The organism is Pseudoalteromonas fuliginea (assembly GCF_000690055.1).
Classification (GTDB): Bacteria; Pseudomonadota; Gammaproteobacteria; order Enterobacterales; family Alteromonadaceae; genus Pseudoalteromonas; species Pseudoalteromonas fuliginea.
On sequence record NZ_JJNZ01000010.1, the window covers coordinates 1 to 16864 of the forward strand.

The following is a 16864-nucleotide window of genomic DNA, read 5'->3' on the forward strand; positions in this document are numbered from 1 at the left end:
CTTTGCGTCTACCAGTTAACAAGGTTGCACGTTTTGTAGACGTAGAGCTTGCTCACGTGAGAAGCAAGGCTTCTAATTATTAAGTTTAAAACTGCGTTTTTACACGCCAGCAAGCTGCGCGTCTACCAGTTAACAAGGTTGCACATTTTGTAGACGTAGAGCTTGCTCACGTGAGAAGCAAGGCTTCTGATTATTAAGCTATTTTAAAAACTGCGTTTTTATACACCAGCAAGCTGCGCGTCTACCAGTTAACAAGGTTGCACGTTTTGTAGACGTAGAGCTTGCTCACGTGAGAAGCAAGGCTTCTAATTATTAAGTTATTTTAAAAACTGCGTTTTTATACGCCAGCAAGCTGCGCGCCTAGCAGTTAAATTTTCACACTGCCACGCAATGCTTTGTTCTGGCCGTGCTTGGTTTTTTTATCCATGCGTTTGCGCTGAGAATTTCTACTTGGCTTGGTGGCTCTTCGAGCTTTGTTCACCACGGTTGCACTCAAAATAAGATCTTTTAAACGCTTAAGTGCATCATCTCTGTTCAATTCTTGGGTCCGGTGGCTTTGGGCTTTAATTATTAAAACGCCATCTTTAGTGATTCTAGAATCTTTTAAAGCGAGTAAGCGTTCTTTGTAAAAGTCAGGTAATTTAGAGCGATTAATGTCAAAACGTAAGTGTATAGCACTTGCTACTTTGTTAACATTTTGACCACCGGCACCTTGAGAGCGAATAGCTGTAAGCTCTAGTTCCCACTCATCAATTGTGACTGTATTTGAAATTGTTAACATTGTGTTCAGCTCTCGTTGTCAAAAATGCATTATATCATTTGTACATTGACTTAGGGTGAATCAACTAAAATCGTAGTACTTTAGGTCAACTCCCATGAATTGTACTGTAAAACTCGCCAATACATTATTATGTATTGGCATATGCAATTATTTAGTTTCTAATTGCACAGCCCTATCTATTTAGGGCTTCATATAATAATAGCTCCACAATAATAGGAAATGCCTGCATGAAAAAAATACTCGTATCACTTAGTTTGTTAGCAATGAGCTTCTCTGGTGTTGCAAAAGATATCACTGAAGGTGATTTACAAAGCTACATGAAAGCACTACCAGCGGTAACAAGTTGGGCGAGCGCTCAAGATTCTCTAAAAGGGCTGGACCTAGGAAGCATGTTAGGTGCGTCGGCTGACCAAACAACATCAGAGCAAGGCTCGCTAGCTAACAGCGCGCTTAGCATGATTAAAGAGCAAGACTTATACAAAAGTTTTGAAGGCGTAACAAGTCGTTACGGTTTTACTCCAGAGCAGTTAATTACTGTCGGTTCTGAAGTGTCTATGGCTTACATCGAAAACCTTAAATCTGGCTTATCTACTGAAAATAAAGAAACAGCAGATAAACTAATGGGTGGTTTTCAAAGTATGAAAAGTGTTAAAGACAAAGGCGCTAGCTCGCTAATGGGCTCATTAGGTAACGCATCAAGTGCCGCTAAATCAAGTGGGCCAGTCGTTAGCGAAAGTAACCTTGAGCTTGTGAGCGAGTACATGCCACAACTTAAAAAGCTTTTTGCACTTCTATAAGTTTTTGTTTTATAAAAAGGTGGCTTTTGCCACCTTTTTTAATGCCTAAAATAATTTATAAACAGATGCATAAAGTTTATTTACTTCTACAATTTAATTATCTGTATTTTTAGGTGTAATGTATGAAGCAATGGCATGTGGTTATTGGTTTATTCTTTATTTTTACTGCGTATTTTTCGGTATCCACGTACGCAAAATCAACTCAAGCTTTTAGTGCTGGAGTTATTGCTCAGGAGCAAATATTTCCAATAAAAGTATTGCAGCTTGGTAATTATGCGCGTTGTGCTGTTGTTTCTGCACAAAAAGAAGATGCATTTTATTCTGCTTGTTATATAAAAAAACAGTCTCAATCCAATTGGATTGCAGAATCGGCGGGTGCACGCTGCGAAATAAGGTGTATAACGCATCTTGACAAAAAAGGCCTCTCACAAACGACATACTTTACAGCTCAATAATACTAATTTTAATTAATATATGAGTATTTTAAGCGCCAAATAACTCATTAGTTTAAGGTTATTTGTATAAGTCGCTCCAGGATTTTTTTATTGGTGTAGAGCCTTCGTTTATTTGCCGACTAGTTAAAGCGCTACATGCGCTCTGTGGTTGCTCAATATGTGGGCCTGAGAGTAATAAAAAATATTTTTTACCATTAATATTTCTGTTGATAGTGAACAGTGGGAAATCAGCTTTTATCAATTGAGGTTTTATTGTTTTTTAGAGGTATACGCGGCATATTGACAATAATAGAGCTCTTTCGTATCACTTTTTTGCTCTCCCCATGCGTGCATTAGTTGCCAATCTGTAGATGTATAACGTCTAGCGTCGACCATAAAGCTGCCATGTAATGCAGGCGTTGAGTAGACATGGTTAATTGTTGTTTGCGCGTCTTGGGCGTTTGCATAAGGGCCTGTTACTAAATAGTAACTGTTGCGGCTTTGATGTTTATATAATTTTAAAGGATGCGCTTTTGAGTCAATCTCTTTTGCTACTATTACTGCCGATTCAAATTTTTTAAATACACCAAGCTGAACAAAATAAGATTTTTCTGATGGCTTATCAACTAACTCTATTGAGTCTATTGTATTGTTTTTAGGTTGCAGAACGATATCTTTTAGAATAATAGTATCACCTGTTTTTGAGGTAACAACGCGCTCTGGTAAGTTTTTAGTAACGAGGCTTTTTATATTTAATGTATTTGCTTCAACTTCAATTTTGTAGTTTCCTTGATTCACATTAGAAAAATAATAATACCCGTCGTACTCGGTAGTTGTTGTGTATTCTTTGTCGCCATTGGTCTGCTTTAAAAAAACGGTTACGCCTGAAACAGGTTTGCTTTTATCATTATTTGCAAAATAAACAGTCCCTTCTACTTCATTAAAAATAACCATTGGTACATTAACTTTAGTCTGACCCCCTCGGTGAGCGTAGGTTTTTATTTTTCCAAGTACAGGCTGCAAATATGGATTTGGTAAAGTGCGTAAATCGACCTCTAAAACTTGCCCGCCGTGACTGCTTGGCAGTAGTGTTTTGCCTGTATTGTTTGTGAATTTATTTCGCCATAAATAATTACCGGTAAAGCGTACGTCTTCTAATGCTTCATCACCTTGATCAAATATTCGATTTTCGTTCCAGTCAATAAAAGCAGATGCTTCAAGTTGTCCGCCGCTAAGAGCTCTTGGAGTGTCAAATACCATATCTAACTCAAGATGATCAAAGCTAAATGTGCCGTTTAAACCTAATGACACGCGCCAATCACCACGACTATTGTATTGGCCTGAGACTTGAACATTAAAAATATCATAGCGATAAGTATACTGATGGCTTAGTTGCGCGGTCGCTGATGAATCAGGGTTATACGATAACTGGGTTTGGTTAAAGGTCTGTTGTGTTTGCGGCCAACGTAAATTACTACGCAGGCTAACAAGCTTTCCCCCATTTATAGGCAGCCAATCGAGTGTATTTGTCCACTTCCAAGAAGCGATATCAATAGATGAATAAAGTTGATTGGTTAATTCATCTTCTTGCTCATCATAAAAAAGGCGTCCAGCCCATGTACCACCAATGTGATTTTTATTGATACCTAATGAAAATGTATTGTTGTTTGATTTATTTTCACGATTTTCGTTAAGCCATTTCATATTCCAGTTTAAAGAGTCAAACGAATCAGAACGACCATTTAAACTAATCGATAATTTATTTTTAAGCACATTATTTTGTGGTAAAAACAATGCGCTCGAGAAATCATCTAAGGCGGTATATTCTAAATTGACGTTTACGTCGTTATAAAAATCATTAGAGAACAAGCCCCTAAAGCCTGCATAATAAGCGCTGCCAGCATTGAGTTGTTTGCTAGATAAAAATCGATAGCTGCCATGCTCCGTAAGTATATTTAACCCTGATGATATATAGCGAGAGCGCTCATCAGATGCTAGTTGGGTTATTTGTGCATCATAGGTTAATTTTTCACTGATCCCATATGAAACACTGGCTTTAAACGTGTCACTAAATGTATTTTGAGTATTTTGGTTGTTATCAAATACGCTTTTATCTGTTTCAATTAACTCAACTTGATAGCTTATTTTCCCTGGTGATAGGGCATCCTGCCCAATCGTGTATTTTTGAGTGCGTGTAATTTGCTCACCTTGGGGGCCAAAAAGCTTTATTTCAAAAATATTATTGCCATAAAATGTTTCTATATCGATAAACTTAACTAAATTATCGTCATTTGCTTGTGTGGTCGCTAAAAATTGCCCATTGCGATATAGCTCAGCTTGCCAACCGGGTAAAGCGGGTTCTTCAATGGTTATTGACGAAAAATTTTGTGCTGAGCGTGGATCGGCATTCGAGATATAAATACCTCTGCCTTGGCTTGAAGCTGTCGTCAGCTGATCTGATTGAGATTGAATATCACCCAATTGATAATGAATGCGAGCTAATGAATGATCTTCATCGGTCAAACTAAAATCTTTGCTAATTTTAAAAAATGTATTGTCGCTATTTTCATTTTTGTTAAACCGAACTTCTGCTCTATGGTGAAATAAATCAAAATAGCTGTTGAGTCTAATTAAGCCTTTATAACGTGCTTGTTTAGATGAGGCAGTTGATGAAATTGTATACTCAGAAATTGGGTAGGTAAGTAGACGATATTGATCTTCTATAAAGTGATCATATTGTGGGTCAATAGCTTGCTTATGCGTGATTGACGTGTTTTTTTTATCATTTGTGGTGCTTAATAAATCGCTCATAAAGGTGACTTGCATGAGTGAGTAATCAAATATTGAGTCGGTTTCTAAAAGCGTATTAATAACGGATAAGTCTACGTAATGATCGTAATCGTCTTTTGCCCAAAAAGATGCCGTTGGTGTTACCGACTGAGCTGCCAATAACGTTGTACTTAGTGCAAGCTTCGTTGAATCAACGGTTGCAGTTAAACTCCCTTCGGTAATACTAAAGTTAATCCCCATCGTTGATTTAAGAACACTGATTGGTAGTAACAGCTTATTTGATTGCGTGTAGTAAGCTTCTAAGTCGGATACCACTGAACGGCCATTTACTTTTACATTTACGATCACGAACGCCTCTTCATCAATAGTCCATTGATGAAGAGGCGTTAGCTCATTAGCGACTAATGTTTGAGGCACAATAACAATGAGCAACAAACTAATTAAAGCGCCATAACGCAATGCGTTTAGCTTAAACACGTGTTATTGAATATTAACGGGTATTGCTAACTCAATATTGCCACCATATTGGGGGTTTTCTTTGTATTTAAGTGTAAGCGGACCGACAACGGGCTGTTGCAACGAAATATAGACTTTACGACGCGATAAAGGCGTATAAACGGCTACGTTTGTTACTTCCCCAACAGATAAGTTATTACTGTCTAGCAGTTCAAAATTGCCATATAACGAACGATTTCCCGTTAGCGTTTGCCAAAACGTAACGGTTGGTCGACCATTTTGGCTAATTAGTTGCGGGTTGATTAGTTGCGAATCAGCTTCTAACTGCCCATGGCGCACAATTACCGGAACGCTGTAAGATATTTTAGGGCGTATGGTTATTCCTTCTGCATTAGGGGCTGGTGCTTCTGACGCAACTATTTTAAGTACCGCTCTGTATTCTCCTGCGGGTAATTCTGCTTTTTTTCGTACCGTCATTCTTATAGCTTGCATGCCTTTTGGCGCTATAGAACCACGGCGTGGAGAAAAGCGTAACATGCCAGCAGCAGAACGACCCTCTACTTGCTTAGGTGTTGCATCTATTAGTGACCCTTCTTCGGTCATGTCTTTGTGCGTGATACTAAGTTTAAAGTCGAGGTTTTTATCAGATGTATTTCTGATCATTAATGAATTATTTTTAGTTCGTCCATCAAAATATAAACGATATTCAGATAGAGAAAGATTAGCACTGCAAATTTGAGGTGATAGAAGAGTCAGGCAAAGCGTTGCCCAGCGAAAAAATTTAAAACTCATGAGACAACTCAACAACATGATAAAGCAAAAATGTGGAGCATTAAGCTCCACACAATTTATATTATTAGTAGCCTAGGGCTATAATAATATAAGAAATAATATTACTGAAAAGATACATCGACAGTGTAGTCTACTTCATAAGCAGCGCCAGCAGTAAGATCGGCAGCTACTGTCATATCACCATAAACACCGATTACGATATCAGTTGCGCTTGCATCAGTTGTGAATGCAGAAGCAACAGTATCAGCCGTTGTTACAGTTGAAGTACCATCAGTGGCAGTCGTTACTGGAGCGAAAGTAAGGTTGGCACTTGTACTGCCTGATACAGTGATGTTCATTGCTGAATTTGGAGCCAAACCTGAAACAGTTACGCCACCTAATTGAATGTTTGAGTCTGAAGCATCACAATCGCCCGTTACTGCGCCAGCATTATCCATTGTACAAGTAGAACCTGTAGCTAAACGAATTTTACCAAAATGTACTTTGTTATTTTCTAAAAAAGTTGGTTCGCTCCAACCATTTACACTTGCTTGTAATGTTTCGCTAGATGCAAGTAAAGAAGTCGAAGTCATAGCGAGTAAAGCGGTTGCTGCAAAAATTTTTTTATTCATAATTTTTCCGTGTTTAAATAATTATTATTGTATTACGTCCTTGTTTAATCTCATTTTCTAAGAGCTCGTAATCCATTGGCGCCAATTTAAACACAGGAAGTGCATTTTTTAAATGTTTTATTAACAAATGCAACTTTAAGGATGATAAATAAGAAAAAATCATTAGCAATAAAAGTTGGTTAATTTATTTATGGTTGTTTTTAAAGCAAAAAAAAGTATGTTTTTTTACAGATATAAGGCAAGAGGATTTCTTTTTGTTAATATATTGCTAGGTTATTTGCAATGATAAACTTAAGCCCACAACAATTTTGGGGCGTGAGTTTATTTAAGACATTTTACGAAGTGTAGTCAGCGGGGCTATACGTAAAATCCAATGTAAAAATGCCCATGGCCACGTTGCTATAAAGCTGTTGGCTTTTTCTTTATTTATAGCTGTTACAAGTGCTCTACAGCCTGTTTCAGTATCGACAATAAAGGGCACTGTTTTTACTTTTTCGTTTATTTCACTTCTAATGTTGCCAGAGCAATTAAATCACCTATTAGCCATGCCGTACTTTCGAGCGATCACTTTTGTGTATTAATGAAAAAAGATCACTCACTTAAAAACCAATTAAATATAGATAATTACTTAACGGCCAAACATGTAGCTGTATCTAACAGACCAACGGGTACGGTTATTGAGGATATAGCATTATTACAGTTAAGCTTAAATCGTGAGGTTGCTATACGTTGTCAAACGTATTTTTCAGCAAAAGAGGTAATAAAAAATTCACCATTTTTACTCACTTTGCCCTCCATGGTGGCAAGTCAGCTACTTGATGAAACTTTAATTGCGCGTCCAGTACCAACTACCATGCCTACTATTTATCAGCACTTATATTGGCACCAAAATACAGATAAAGACGATGCATTAATATGGCTACGCAGCCAAGTAGAAAGTATATTTAAGCGTTAAGTACAGCTTATAACGACACTTAAAAATCATTCTCAAGTGGATTTGTTTTAAGTCTACAGCAAAGTCTAATAATGAATTTATATTTGTAGATGTCTAGGGCATGTTTATACTAATCTGCTCATATAGGCAGATTAGTATAAACATGCCAAATATGCGGCTGCTCTTTGGAGGCGTCCTTGGGGTGACTTACTCTTTATTGCCTATATGGTGGTAAGGGATATCATCAGGACGCAGGAGCAGTTACCGAGTCTCGTGATTAAATAATCCCTAGATAGAGCAAACTTTAATCCGCAAAGGTTAACAGGTCCAAGCGTGGAGAGTGAAATGTGTCCGTGTAAAGTAAATTTTAAGAATAAACAGAGCTTACACAAGCAATAATAAGCCCTGCTTTTTAGCTATAACTACATGGTGCGTTTATTTTTAAGCTTTAATCCGCCAATTAACAGCAGTGGCCCTATAAACATTGCCAGGCCATAAATACCGCCAGTAACTGCGTATTCTGGTTTATTTAAAAAACTAATCGCAATTAAAATAGCCAGTGATGCATTTTGAATCCCAACCTCAATAGAAAGCGTTAGTGAATCGGTTAAATTTAATTTTGAACACATAGCAATTAACCAACCTACAATCATCGAGCCTACATTCAGTGCTATACATGCCCAAAATACATCGTTAAATGAGCTAACTAATAAAGCGCGCTCTTTTATTACTAGTGCGGCAATCATAATGAGCATAAAAAACAATGAGAAGCGTCTAAAAAACGGTTCTGTTTTAATAGCAAAATAATTTTTAAAATGGCGTAACCAAATACCTACAGCAACAGGCACTAAGGTAATAAAAAATAACCCAAGTGATGTCGTCAAAATAGAAAAACTAGCGTTATCTGCTGGCGCAAACTGGCTCATAGCAAAGCCGATAATAAACGGTGTGGTTATTATACTAATAGCGGTGGAAGCGGCTGTTAAGCTTACCGAAAGTGCTAAGTTAGCTTTAGCAAGCTGGCTTACTACATTTGACATGGTGCCGCCGGGACAAGCGGCTAATATCATTAAACCAATGGCTATAGGTGTTGATAAGTTAAGTAAATAGCATAGGCCTAATGCCAATAAAGGCATTGCTACAAGTTGGCCAATTAAACCCATAACGATGGCGAGTGGGCTTTTAAATAACCGGGTAAAGTCGTTTGTAGTGAGCCCAAGTCCCATGCCAAACATAATAAGTGCAAGGGCGAGCGGAAGTATTACTTCAGTTAATATAGATGCATTCAAATTAGGTAACCTCGTTTGTTATTGTTTTTAATTAGAGTGTTAATTTTTAAGTTAACTGTATACCAATTCGCTTAATTAAGTGATCTATTTTGAGGATGGAAAAACGTGTTGATAGCTAGGCAAAAAATTCGCTATTTAGTTGTTCTCGGCAATTGCTCCTGCATTGCTCTACCTTCTGCATCCATGCAGTCGTAAATGAGAATTTTTTAACACAGGTAGCGACACGTTTAGCCCCGCAAAATGATTAAGTATTATTGCGGATTGGTATAACGCCCCTTTACAATAAATCCTAATGCTAGAAGTGTTACTTATTTAAAATAGTCGCAATTCGTTTACCCAGTTCTGGAAGTACATCTTGTTCAAACCACGGGTTTTTTTTAAGCCATATATTATTGCGCGGACTGGGATGAGGAAGCACTAAATAGTTTGGCCAATACTCACGCCACGATTTTACTAACTCCGTGAGTGGCATTTTTTTAGTGTCCGGTAAGTGATACGCCTGTGCATATTTACCAAGCACTATTGTCAGCTCAATATTTGGTATTGCAGCCAATAATTGCTCGCGCCATGTAGGTGCGCATTCTTTTCGAGGTGGTAAATCACCCGATTTTCCCCTACCAGGATAACAAAAGCCCATAGGTAAAATGGCTATATTATTGGCATCGTAAAATTCATCTATTGTTAGCCCAAGCCATTCTCGTAGGCGATTACCGCTTGCATCGTTAAATGGCACGCCTGTTTCGTGAACTTTTATTCCAGGTGCTTGGCCTGCAATTAAAATGCGTGCGTTTGGGTTAAATTGTATAACAGGGCGAGCCCCTAAAGGTAAATCAGGTTCACAGATCACGCATTTACTAACTTGCTCTATTAATTGGTGACTATTCATGTTTACTTGGCCTTAAATGCTTAATTTTTATCCTAAATGGCCATTTAGAACAAATGAGTTGGTAAAATATCGGTTTATTTTAATTAAAACGGGCGTTAGTTAGTAAAATCGTGATCTTTAAGCTCATTCGCTCTACAGGCCCTTTAAAACCTAATGTTTCTCTGCCCATACAGCAAATTCATTGCCGCTCGGCTCTGCAAAATGAAACCGGCAACCACCCGGAAATTCAAAAATAGGTTTTAATATTGTGCCACCATGGAGTTGTACTTTTTTATACGTGGCGTGAATGTCGTTACTATAAAAAACCAATAGCGCAGCACCGTTTTGAGTTAGCGATTTAAGCGGCGCATTAAAAAAGCCACCATCAAGCCCTTGGCCACTAAACGCCGTGTATTCTGGGCCGTAGTCTGTAAATTGCCAATTAAATACATTGCTAAAAAAGGTTTTAGTAGCAGGTAAATCATAAGCAGGGAACTCGACATAATTTAGTTTTTCGTGATCGCTCATCGTTATTAAAGCTCTTATTAAAGTGTAATAAACAACCTTAAACCTTAGTTAGTTGCTAATCAAATATACTGATGTTATTTGAGATCACTATTTTACTAAGTAGCCTGAATTTTGGATAATAAATCTATCTCAAGCAGTTACTTTCAACGTTAACTGCGGTGAGTTTAAATATCATTATGGTTCAATATGTTAAAAAATTACTTTATCAGAGAGCAGGTGAGTAATAAATTTTTTGGTTGGATAAACTTAAATATCACGAATGATAATAACTATCTTTTGTATTTGTAGACTATATAATAATGCTTTATTTTTTCACCCGCTGTATTTATAAGAGATTAATTCATTATGCAGGCACACCCGCTGAATGCGCAGCCCACTAAACTACGCGTTATTGAGTTGTTATCGCAATTTTTTAAACTATCACCTATTTTTAGCTATCGTTTTTCAGTGTTTTTACGCTTTTTAATTGCCATTGTTGGCGGCTATTCTTTTACGGCTGCGAGTACCGCTTTGCTGAGTTTTTTATTACCGCTGACCAAATCAGATGCGGTACTGCTGTGTGTATCATTAAGTATTCTAATTTATGCATTAGTTTTTATTTATGCGTTTTATATTAAATCGTTAAAAACAGTTTGGATCAGTATTTTACTAACGACTAGTGCGCAAATTTGTTTATTAGCTGTATTGAAGGGTTGGCTATGAAAGACAGTTTTTTCCGCTCAATGACCTGGCTACATACGTGGGTAGGGTTACTCGTTTGTTGGTTATTATATTTAATATTTTTTGCTGGCACTCTTAGCTTTTTTAGAGACGAAATAACCTTATGGAATCAACCAGCCATACATAATGTGCAAGCCCAAACACAGCGTATAGAAGCGCAAAAACAACAAATAATTACCGGATTTGATTACTTAGCTAACCATGGAGCTAACTCATCAAGCTGGCGTATTACATTACCTGAGCCGCGTATTCCTTATTTAATTTATGGTTATGCAAAGCCAAAAGAACCAGGCCAGCGCCGCAGTAAGTTTGAAAACACGCAGCTTAACCCTAATACCATGCAAGAGCTTGAGCCCTTTGTAGATACTAAAGGTGGTAACTTTTTTTATCGGTTGCACTATGATTTACATTACATGGATGCAATAACAGCACGCTGGATTGTATGCTTTGCTAGCTTTTTTATGCTGATTGCCATTATATCGGGCGTGGTTATTCATAAGCGTATTTTTAAAGATATGTTTAGCTTTAGGCGTAACAAAGGTAGCCGTACGTGGTTAGATACCCATAACTTAAGCTCTGTGCTTGCCCTGCCTTTTCATTTAATGATTACCTACACTGGCATGATTACGCTCATATTTATGTTGTTTCCCTACCCTGCAAAAGTAACTTACGATAACGGCATGCGTGGTTTTTTTAACGATGTAACCCCTCGCAACACCATGACCGATAAAGCCAAAGGCGAATTGCCAATGGTGCCAATACAACGTATTTTGGATCAGGTTTATACTAAGTGGCCTCATGCAGATATTACTCGCGTACAAGTTAACCAACCAAATATGGCAGCTTCAACAATTACCGTATTGGTAAGCGCAGGTAAAACACTACGTGACCAAGCACCACGCTTAATATTTAGTGGTGCTACAGGGCAAATGGTCGCTAAAACTGATGACGAGCTAACTAGCAGCAAAGCGCTTTACGAATCGCTTAATTCTATGCATACAGGGCGTTTAGCTACGTGGTTGTTGCGCTGGTTATACGTATTAGGCGGTATTGCAGGCTGTGTAATGATTGGCTCTGGCTGTATTATGTGGGCTAAGCGAATTCGCGAGCGAACTAAAAATAACGTTAAGCCTTCGTTTGGTTTAAAACTAGTTGAAGGGTTAAACCTAGCCACTATTATGGGACTTCCACTGGCAACGTGTGCATTTTTTATTGCTAACAGACTACTTAGCCCAACTACCGCAGAGCGCGCCGATAAAGAAATACTCGCGTTCTTTTTAACATGGCTAGCGGTTGCTCTTTTAGCACTTATAAAGCGCGACACACTGCAATGGCGAGTTATGGCAGCTATAAATGCTGTTGCATGTTTAAGCGTACCGGTTATTAATGCACTTACAACTAACGGTAATATAGTTAGCTATTTGATGCACAAACAGTGGGCTTTATTTACTTTTGATGCACTGTTTTTGTTATTTAGTATATTGTTTTTTATACAAACCGAAAAATTACGTACTGCTAAAAGCAACTCAAAAACAATCAGCCCTAGTCAATCTAATAACCTTAAAAGGCAAAAACCATGATTGATTTACTCGGTTTTAGCCTATGCCTGCTCAGTTTTAACTGTTTTGCGCTGGCTAAGTATAATCATTTTAAAGACGTATTTAAAAAACGCCCTACAGAATCCCAACGTAAAAAGCTGTTATTAGCTGCTTGGATCAGTATTTTACTAAGCTTAGTGCTTTGTTTAGTTACTCAAGATGGATATGGTGCATTACTATTTTGCGGATTTATGAGTCTAAGTGTCTTAATTATAATGGTTTTTTATAATTTTTTAGTAGACTACGTAAAGTGGTTTAGTGTTTTAAATAGCGTGTTAGTTGTACTAAGTGGGTTGTTTTTAGCATTAAACTAGCCTTAGTTAGTAAAAACGTGATCCGTTATTTTCCTATATATTAGGGCGTGTTGATCTTTGGTGGGTGAATTTGCAGCAGACTGTTTGGTATTTAGGCAAGGCAGAGCCTATGTAGTGTGGTTATTCCCCATAAATAGGCGATAACGCAGCATAAATACCAAACATGCGCTGCCCAAAGGGTTCTTTCTAGGGACGATTAACTCTTTGTTGCTCGGTTTTTACTTAGCCCACTAGGTTACAAACCTCGCGCCGCGATTTAATCGCCCCTAGATTGAACAGATTTCAATCCACAAAGATCAACACGCCCTAGGCAAAAAAAATGGCAAGCTATATAGCTTGCCAACAATAGGGGATATTCAGTGTTTCCAATACTTGCTGTCTCACGGCAAGTACACAATATAACCATAATATATTTAAGTTACTTTACTGTTAGATGACTCCTTTATGACTACTGTAAAGGGGCTTTACATTGTTTATTGCTCAACCCAAATTATTTCATCGGTAGCAAAGCCCAACTCTTTAGCTTTAGTTAAAAAGTGTTCTTTAAGCTCTTTGCTAACCGTTGGTGTACGCGACAAAAACCACAAGTAATCTTTGTTGTAACTGGTTATAAATGCATATTGATAATCGGGTTGGTCAAGTTCAAAAATCACGTAAGCGCCATAAAATGGACCAAAAAACGAGACTTAAAAATGCCCTGTGTCTGTGCCCTCTACAAACTTGGCTAAGCCTTCGGCGTCATCCCATTTTTTATCATCCGTTAAATACCCTTTGTTAAGGACCTTTACTGTGCCGTCGTCGTTAATTGAATAAGTCGCGGTAACTTGCTCCATACCTTCTTCGAATGAGTGATTAAGACGCGCTATTTCAAACCACTTGCCTTTATATTTTTGTATATCAAAGTTTTTAACGGGTGTTATTCCCTCCGGAGGGCTGGTGCAGGCACTAAGAAAAAATAACCCTGTAATAAGTAAACCGTATTTAATAGCCTTCATGTAAGCTCCTTTTTTAATTACATAAATCGTACGTATTATCTAAATATAGATGGATATAAAGTTTGCTAGCCGATTAAAAAAATTTGCTATAGGATCATATTAATTCTAAAGCAATAAAAATGACCATAGCATGAAAATTTGGGTAGATGCAGACGCGTGTCCTGTTGTTATAAAAGAAATACTTTTTAGAGCTGCAGAGCGTATGAAAATCGAGACTATTTTAGTGGCCAATCACGCAATGCGTATTCCGCCGTCAAAATACATAAGCCGCGTTCAAGTATCGTCGGGATTTGATGTAGCCGACGACGAAATAGTAAAACGTGTTGAAAAAGGTGATTTAGTTATTACAGGCGATATTCCGCTAGCAAGTGAAGTAATTGATAACGGCGGGCAAGCGCTCAATCCACGTGGCGAGCTTTATACCACCGAGAATATCCGCTCAATACTTAACGTGCGCGACTTTATGGATACCATGCGCTCAAGTGGCGTAGAAATGAGTGGTGGGCCGCCGCCACTTAGCCAAACCGATCGCCAAAACTTTGCAAATAACCTCGACCGTATTTTAGCGCAAAACAAGGCTAACTAGTTTGAACACACAATTAGTTGGCTTAGGTGATACGCAATTTAGCGTGGCAGTATACGTAGCAAAAGCGCCGCCAATGCCGTTTTTTGAAACACTCGAATGCCTAGAACCGGTTATAAATGAGCAAATAAATACCATAAACCAGCACTGTGGTAATGGTTGGCGCAAAGTGTTTAACGTGTATGCAAAAGTGCTATTTTCCCTGCCAAGCGAGCATTACTCATTTGCCAAACAAGCCCCTACTTGGCAACAATATCGCGATGAGTATTTACTGCAAAAAAACAGTAAAACCGCCCTGCTATTTAGCGCGCCCAACATTACTATTACGTGTGCAAATAAAGCTACTAGCAATAAAAACCAGCTACACATAATTGCTGGGCGTACGCACGCTAAAAACTTATTACAACAGGGTAAGTTGCATGCACAATTTGATTGGCTCGACGACGAGTTTGCAATAGACACCAGTAACAACATTATTGTGTGCCCATATTTTGATTACAGGCAGCTAAGTAATATAAAAATTGCGAGATTAAGCGAGCTAGTCGCGCAGCTAAAAAAATAACACATTGTAAGGAACGACCATGGCCGGAATTTTAGAGTTAAACGAATTATTAAAATCAATGCAGCCAGCGCTTAAGTAAGGTGAGTATATTTTTTGTTGCTTAGCAGGGAAATTGGCCGATTATGTTCACTTAGAGCCACTTGCCACTTATGTTGAAGAAGAAGGGCTAACCCTTATTTTAAAAGCTGAAACCGCCGATAAAGCAGGTATTACTTACGAGGGTAAATATAATTTAATTACCCTTAACGTACATTCAAGCTTAGAGGCCGTAGGGCTAACTGCTGCGGTATCTGCAAAGCTGACTGAGCATGGCATTAGCGCTAATGTGGTCGCTGCGTTTTATCACGACCATATTTTTGTACAAACAGATAAAGCACAAGCCGCAATGAAAGCACTTGAAGAGATTGGTTAGGGTTGCTGACACAGTAATGATCTGAGTAACGTGGATATTAGTGCGTCGGGTGGCGCTTCGCTTAACCGACCTACAACAATACAAAAGCTGATATTGCTATAGAGCAACATCAGCTTTTTTGTACACATTTGGACTATTTTCGCAGTATTGTTTATCTACTGGCTCAAGCTTAATTTTTTTACCGGCATTTACTACTACGCATTGAGTGTTTTGATCGAGTTTTTGTTTTTGAATTACGGTAAATTCACCTTCGCTGGTAGCGTATAGATTATACTGATATGCATCGTTGCCGCCTTCAAACAATGCGGTAAATAACCCTCCAACTAACCCGCCGATTATTGCCCCACCTATCATTTCTTCTGTATTGCCATCTAAGCTATCTACAAACCCAAAACCAGCTCCTGCGGCTATGCCTGTACCCACTTCTGATGAGAGTGTGACACGTTGCATAGATTCTACCGAGGCGTAATAGCGTTTAATTATTTGATTTTGACCGTTACGGTCAACACCTTGTGATGCGCAACCCGAGAGGAGTAAAACAGCAATTAACGATTTTTTCATGTTGATTCTCTATTTGCTTATGTTGATATAGAAATAGTAAATCTTAAAACATAAAAAATATGTATGTGCTTTGTATGCAGCTGTGAGAAGTTGTAAATGTATGTATAAAATAAAACACCGAGTAAGCATACTCGGTGTTTATGTGGCTATATTACTTAAATTTAAAACTATTTTATTACATACCCACTAAAACCTAGCGCTTTAAAATACAGCTTCGGAATGCCAAATTTGCACTCATTTAGCAATTCGCTAAAGCGCATTCTATCAAGCGGGTAAAACTCATTTTCTAAGTCGTGCCCTGTTTGTGTTTTACCTGTTTCGGTTAAACCCAATTGCGCGCACGTTGTAAGCTGGGCTTCGCGCTCAAATGAAGTTTCGGGGCGCATTAAATCTGCAATATAGAGGTTTGCGTCTTTTTTAAGGCTTCCTTTAATTGCTTTTAATAACTCTTTTTTATCGCCGTTATCTTCTAAAAAATGCATTACTAGTAAACATAAAACGGCATCGGCTTTAACCGATAACTTATCAACGGGGCCATTATGTACATCTACGCGGCTTGTTATGCCTTGCTCATCAAATTGCTGCTGTGCGATAGCAAGCATATCGGCTGATGTATCTTGCGCAGTAAATTGCCACGTAGGGTTTAGTCCAGCCAGTGCAAGTACTTCTTTGCCTGTGCCTGCCCCTACTACCAAAATATGTGCATTGTCGCCCAGCGTTGCTTGTAGTTGCGCATTAGTGAGCTGATGTAATAATTCATAACCAGGAACTAAACGGGTTATGCGGCTATCGTATTGTGTTGCTTGCTCGCCTGTAAACGTTGGCATCGTATCTCCTTGTTT

General features: G+C 38.2%; 17 protein-coding genes and 3 pseudogenes. 9 read left to right on the forward strand and 11 right to left on the reverse strand.

Translation table 11 applies throughout. From position 1 onward, the window contains the following. Positions 1–367 precede the first annotated feature (367 nt). Positions 368–781 carry an alternative ribosome rescue aminoacyl-tRNA hydrolase ArfB gene (gene arfB / locus DC53_RS16645; RefSeq protein WP_007376712.1) on the reverse strand — a complete coding sequence of 138 codons (414 nt, stop codon included), beginning with the start codon at positions 779–781 and terminating at the stop codon, positions 368–370. Between the two features lie 227 nt (positions 782–1008). On the opposite strand from arfB, the gene DC53_RS16640 reads away from it, so the two are divergent. Next, positions 1009–1578: a hypothetical protein gene (locus DC53_RS16640; RefSeq protein ID WP_033028626.1), complete on the forward strand. Its 570-nt coding sequence runs from the start codon at positions 1009–1011 to the stop codon at positions 1576–1578. A 122-nt stretch (positions 1579–1700) separates the two neighbouring features. Then, the gene (locus DC53_RS16635; RefSeq protein WP_033028627.1) at positions 1701–2033 is read left to right on the forward strand and encodes a hypothetical protein; all 333 of its coding nucleotides are present in this window, start codon (positions 1701–1703) and stop codon (positions 2031–2033) included. Positions 2034–2282: 249 nt separating this feature from the next. Here the strand turns inward: DC53_RS16635 and DC53_RS0120330 are convergent, their stop codons facing one another. The 4 genes and pseudogenes from DC53_RS0120330 to DC53_RS21595 form a co-directional block, all read right to left on the reverse strand. Then, the gene (locus DC53_RS0120330) at positions 2283–5279 is read right to left on the reverse strand and encodes an SdrD B-like domain-containing protein (protein ID WP_239462872.1); all 2997 of its coding nucleotides are present in this window, start codon (positions 5277–5279) and stop codon (positions 2283–2285) included. A 3-nt stretch (positions 5280–5282) separates the two neighbouring features. Then, positions 5283–6050, reverse strand: coding sequence for a fimbrial biogenesis chaperone (locus DC53_RS16630; RefSeq protein ID WP_204247270.1), 768 nt, complete (start codon positions 6048–6050; stop codon positions 5283–5285). Between the two features lie 101 nt (positions 6051–6151). Next, positions 6152–6661, reverse strand: coding sequence for a hypothetical protein (locus DC53_RS16625; protein ID WP_033028630.1), 510 nt, complete (start codon positions 6659–6661; stop codon positions 6152–6154). 325 nt (positions 6662–6986) lie between these two features. Next, positions 6987–7181 (reverse strand): annotated as a pseudogene (locus DC53_RS21595) (SDR family oxidoreductase); the annotation flags it as partial. A gap of 60 nt (positions 7182–7241) precedes the next feature. Between DC53_RS21595 and DC53_RS16620 the strand changes: the two are divergent. After that, the gene (locus DC53_RS16620) at positions 7242–7616 is read left to right on the forward strand and encodes a type 2 periplasmic-binding domain-containing protein (RefSeq protein ID WP_239462873.1); all 375 of its coding nucleotides are present in this window, start codon (positions 7242–7244) and stop codon (positions 7614–7616) included. 401 nt (positions 7617–8017) lie between these two features. Here the strand turns inward: DC53_RS16620 and DC53_RS16615 are convergent, their stop codons facing one another. From DC53_RS16615 to DC53_RS16605, 3 genes are all read right to left on the reverse strand, one after another. Continuing rightward, on the reverse strand, positions 8018–8884 hold the full coding sequence (locus tag DC53_RS16615; RefSeq protein WP_033028631.1) for a bile acid:sodium symporter family protein: 867 nt from the start codon (positions 8882–8884) through the stop codon (positions 8018–8020). A 304-nt stretch (positions 8885–9188) separates the two neighbouring features. Then, positions 9189–9770 carry a uracil-DNA glycosylase family protein gene (locus DC53_RS16610; protein ID WP_033028632.1) on the reverse strand — a complete coding sequence of 194 codons (582 nt, stop codon included), beginning with the start codon at positions 9768–9770 and terminating at the stop codon, positions 9189–9191. Between the two features lie 150 nt (positions 9771–9920). Beyond that, positions 9921–10277, reverse strand: a complete 357-nt coding sequence (locus DC53_RS16605) for a VOC family protein (RefSeq protein WP_033028633.1) — start codon at positions 10275–10277, stop codon at positions 9921–9923. 345 nt (positions 10278–10622) lie between these two features. Here DC53_RS16605 and DC53_RS16600 point away from each other — a divergent pair, with 345 nt between their 5' ends. The 3 genes from DC53_RS16600 to DC53_RS16590 are packed head-to-tail and all read left to right on the forward strand — an operon-like array spanning position 10623 to position 12909. Further along, complete coding sequence (locus tag DC53_RS16600) at positions 10623–10979, forward strand: hypothetical protein (protein WP_033028634.1); 357 nt, start codon at positions 10623–10625, stop codon at positions 10977–10979. Then, complete coding sequence (locus DC53_RS16595; RefSeq protein ID WP_033028635.1) at positions 10976–12577, forward strand: PepSY-associated TM helix domain-containing protein; 1602 nt, start codon at positions 10976–10978, stop codon at positions 12575–12577. The genes DC53_RS16600 and DC53_RS16595 overlap by 4 nt, the downstream gene beginning before the upstream one ends. Continuing rightward, on the forward strand, positions 12574–12909 hold the full coding sequence (locus tag DC53_RS16590) for a DUF3325 domain-containing protein (protein WP_007376694.1): 336 nt from the start codon (positions 12574–12576) through the stop codon (positions 12907–12909). The genes DC53_RS16595 and DC53_RS16590 overlap by 4 nt, the downstream gene beginning before the upstream one ends. Positions 12910–13382: 473 nt before the next feature. Here DC53_RS16590 and DC53_RS0120335 read toward each other — a convergent pair. Then, positions 13383–13904: pseudogene (locus DC53_RS0120335) on the reverse strand (lipocalin family protein). Between the two features lie 130 nt (positions 13905–14034). Between DC53_RS0120335 and DC53_RS16585 the strand changes: the two are divergent. The 3 genes and pseudogenes from DC53_RS16585 to DC53_RS0120340 all read left to right on the forward strand — a co-directional run bounded on the left by DC53_RS16585 (position 14035) and on the right by DC53_RS0120340 (position 15461). Beyond that, positions 14035–14490: a YaiI/YqxD family protein gene (locus tag DC53_RS16585; RefSeq protein ID WP_002959175.1), complete on the forward strand. Its 456-nt coding sequence runs from the start codon at positions 14035–14037 to the stop codon at positions 14488–14490. Position 14491: 1 nt separating this feature from the next. Further along, positions 14492–15049 carry a DUF6942 family protein gene (locus tag DC53_RS16580; protein ID WP_033028637.1) on the forward strand — a complete coding sequence of 186 codons (558 nt, stop codon included), beginning with the start codon at positions 14492–14494 and terminating at the stop codon, positions 15047–15049. Positions 15050–15068: 19 nt separating this feature from the next. Continuing rightward, positions 15069–15461 (forward strand): annotated as a pseudogene (locus DC53_RS0120340) (ACT domain-containing protein). Between the two features lie 96 nt (positions 15462–15557). Here DC53_RS0120340 and DC53_RS16575 read toward each other — a convergent pair. Together DC53_RS16575 and DC53_RS16570 are read right to left on the reverse strand one after the other, a co-directional pair. Beyond that, positions 15558–16022, reverse strand: a complete 465-nt coding sequence (locus DC53_RS16575) for a hypothetical protein (RefSeq protein WP_033028639.1) — start codon at positions 16020–16022, stop codon at positions 15558–15560. Between the two features lie 167 nt (positions 16023–16189). Beyond that, a complete protein-coding gene (locus DC53_RS16570) occupies positions 16190–16849 on the reverse strand; it encodes a class I SAM-dependent methyltransferase (RefSeq protein WP_033028640.1) in 660 nt (219 codons plus the stop codon). Between the last annotated feature and the right edge of the window lie 15 nt (positions 16850–16864).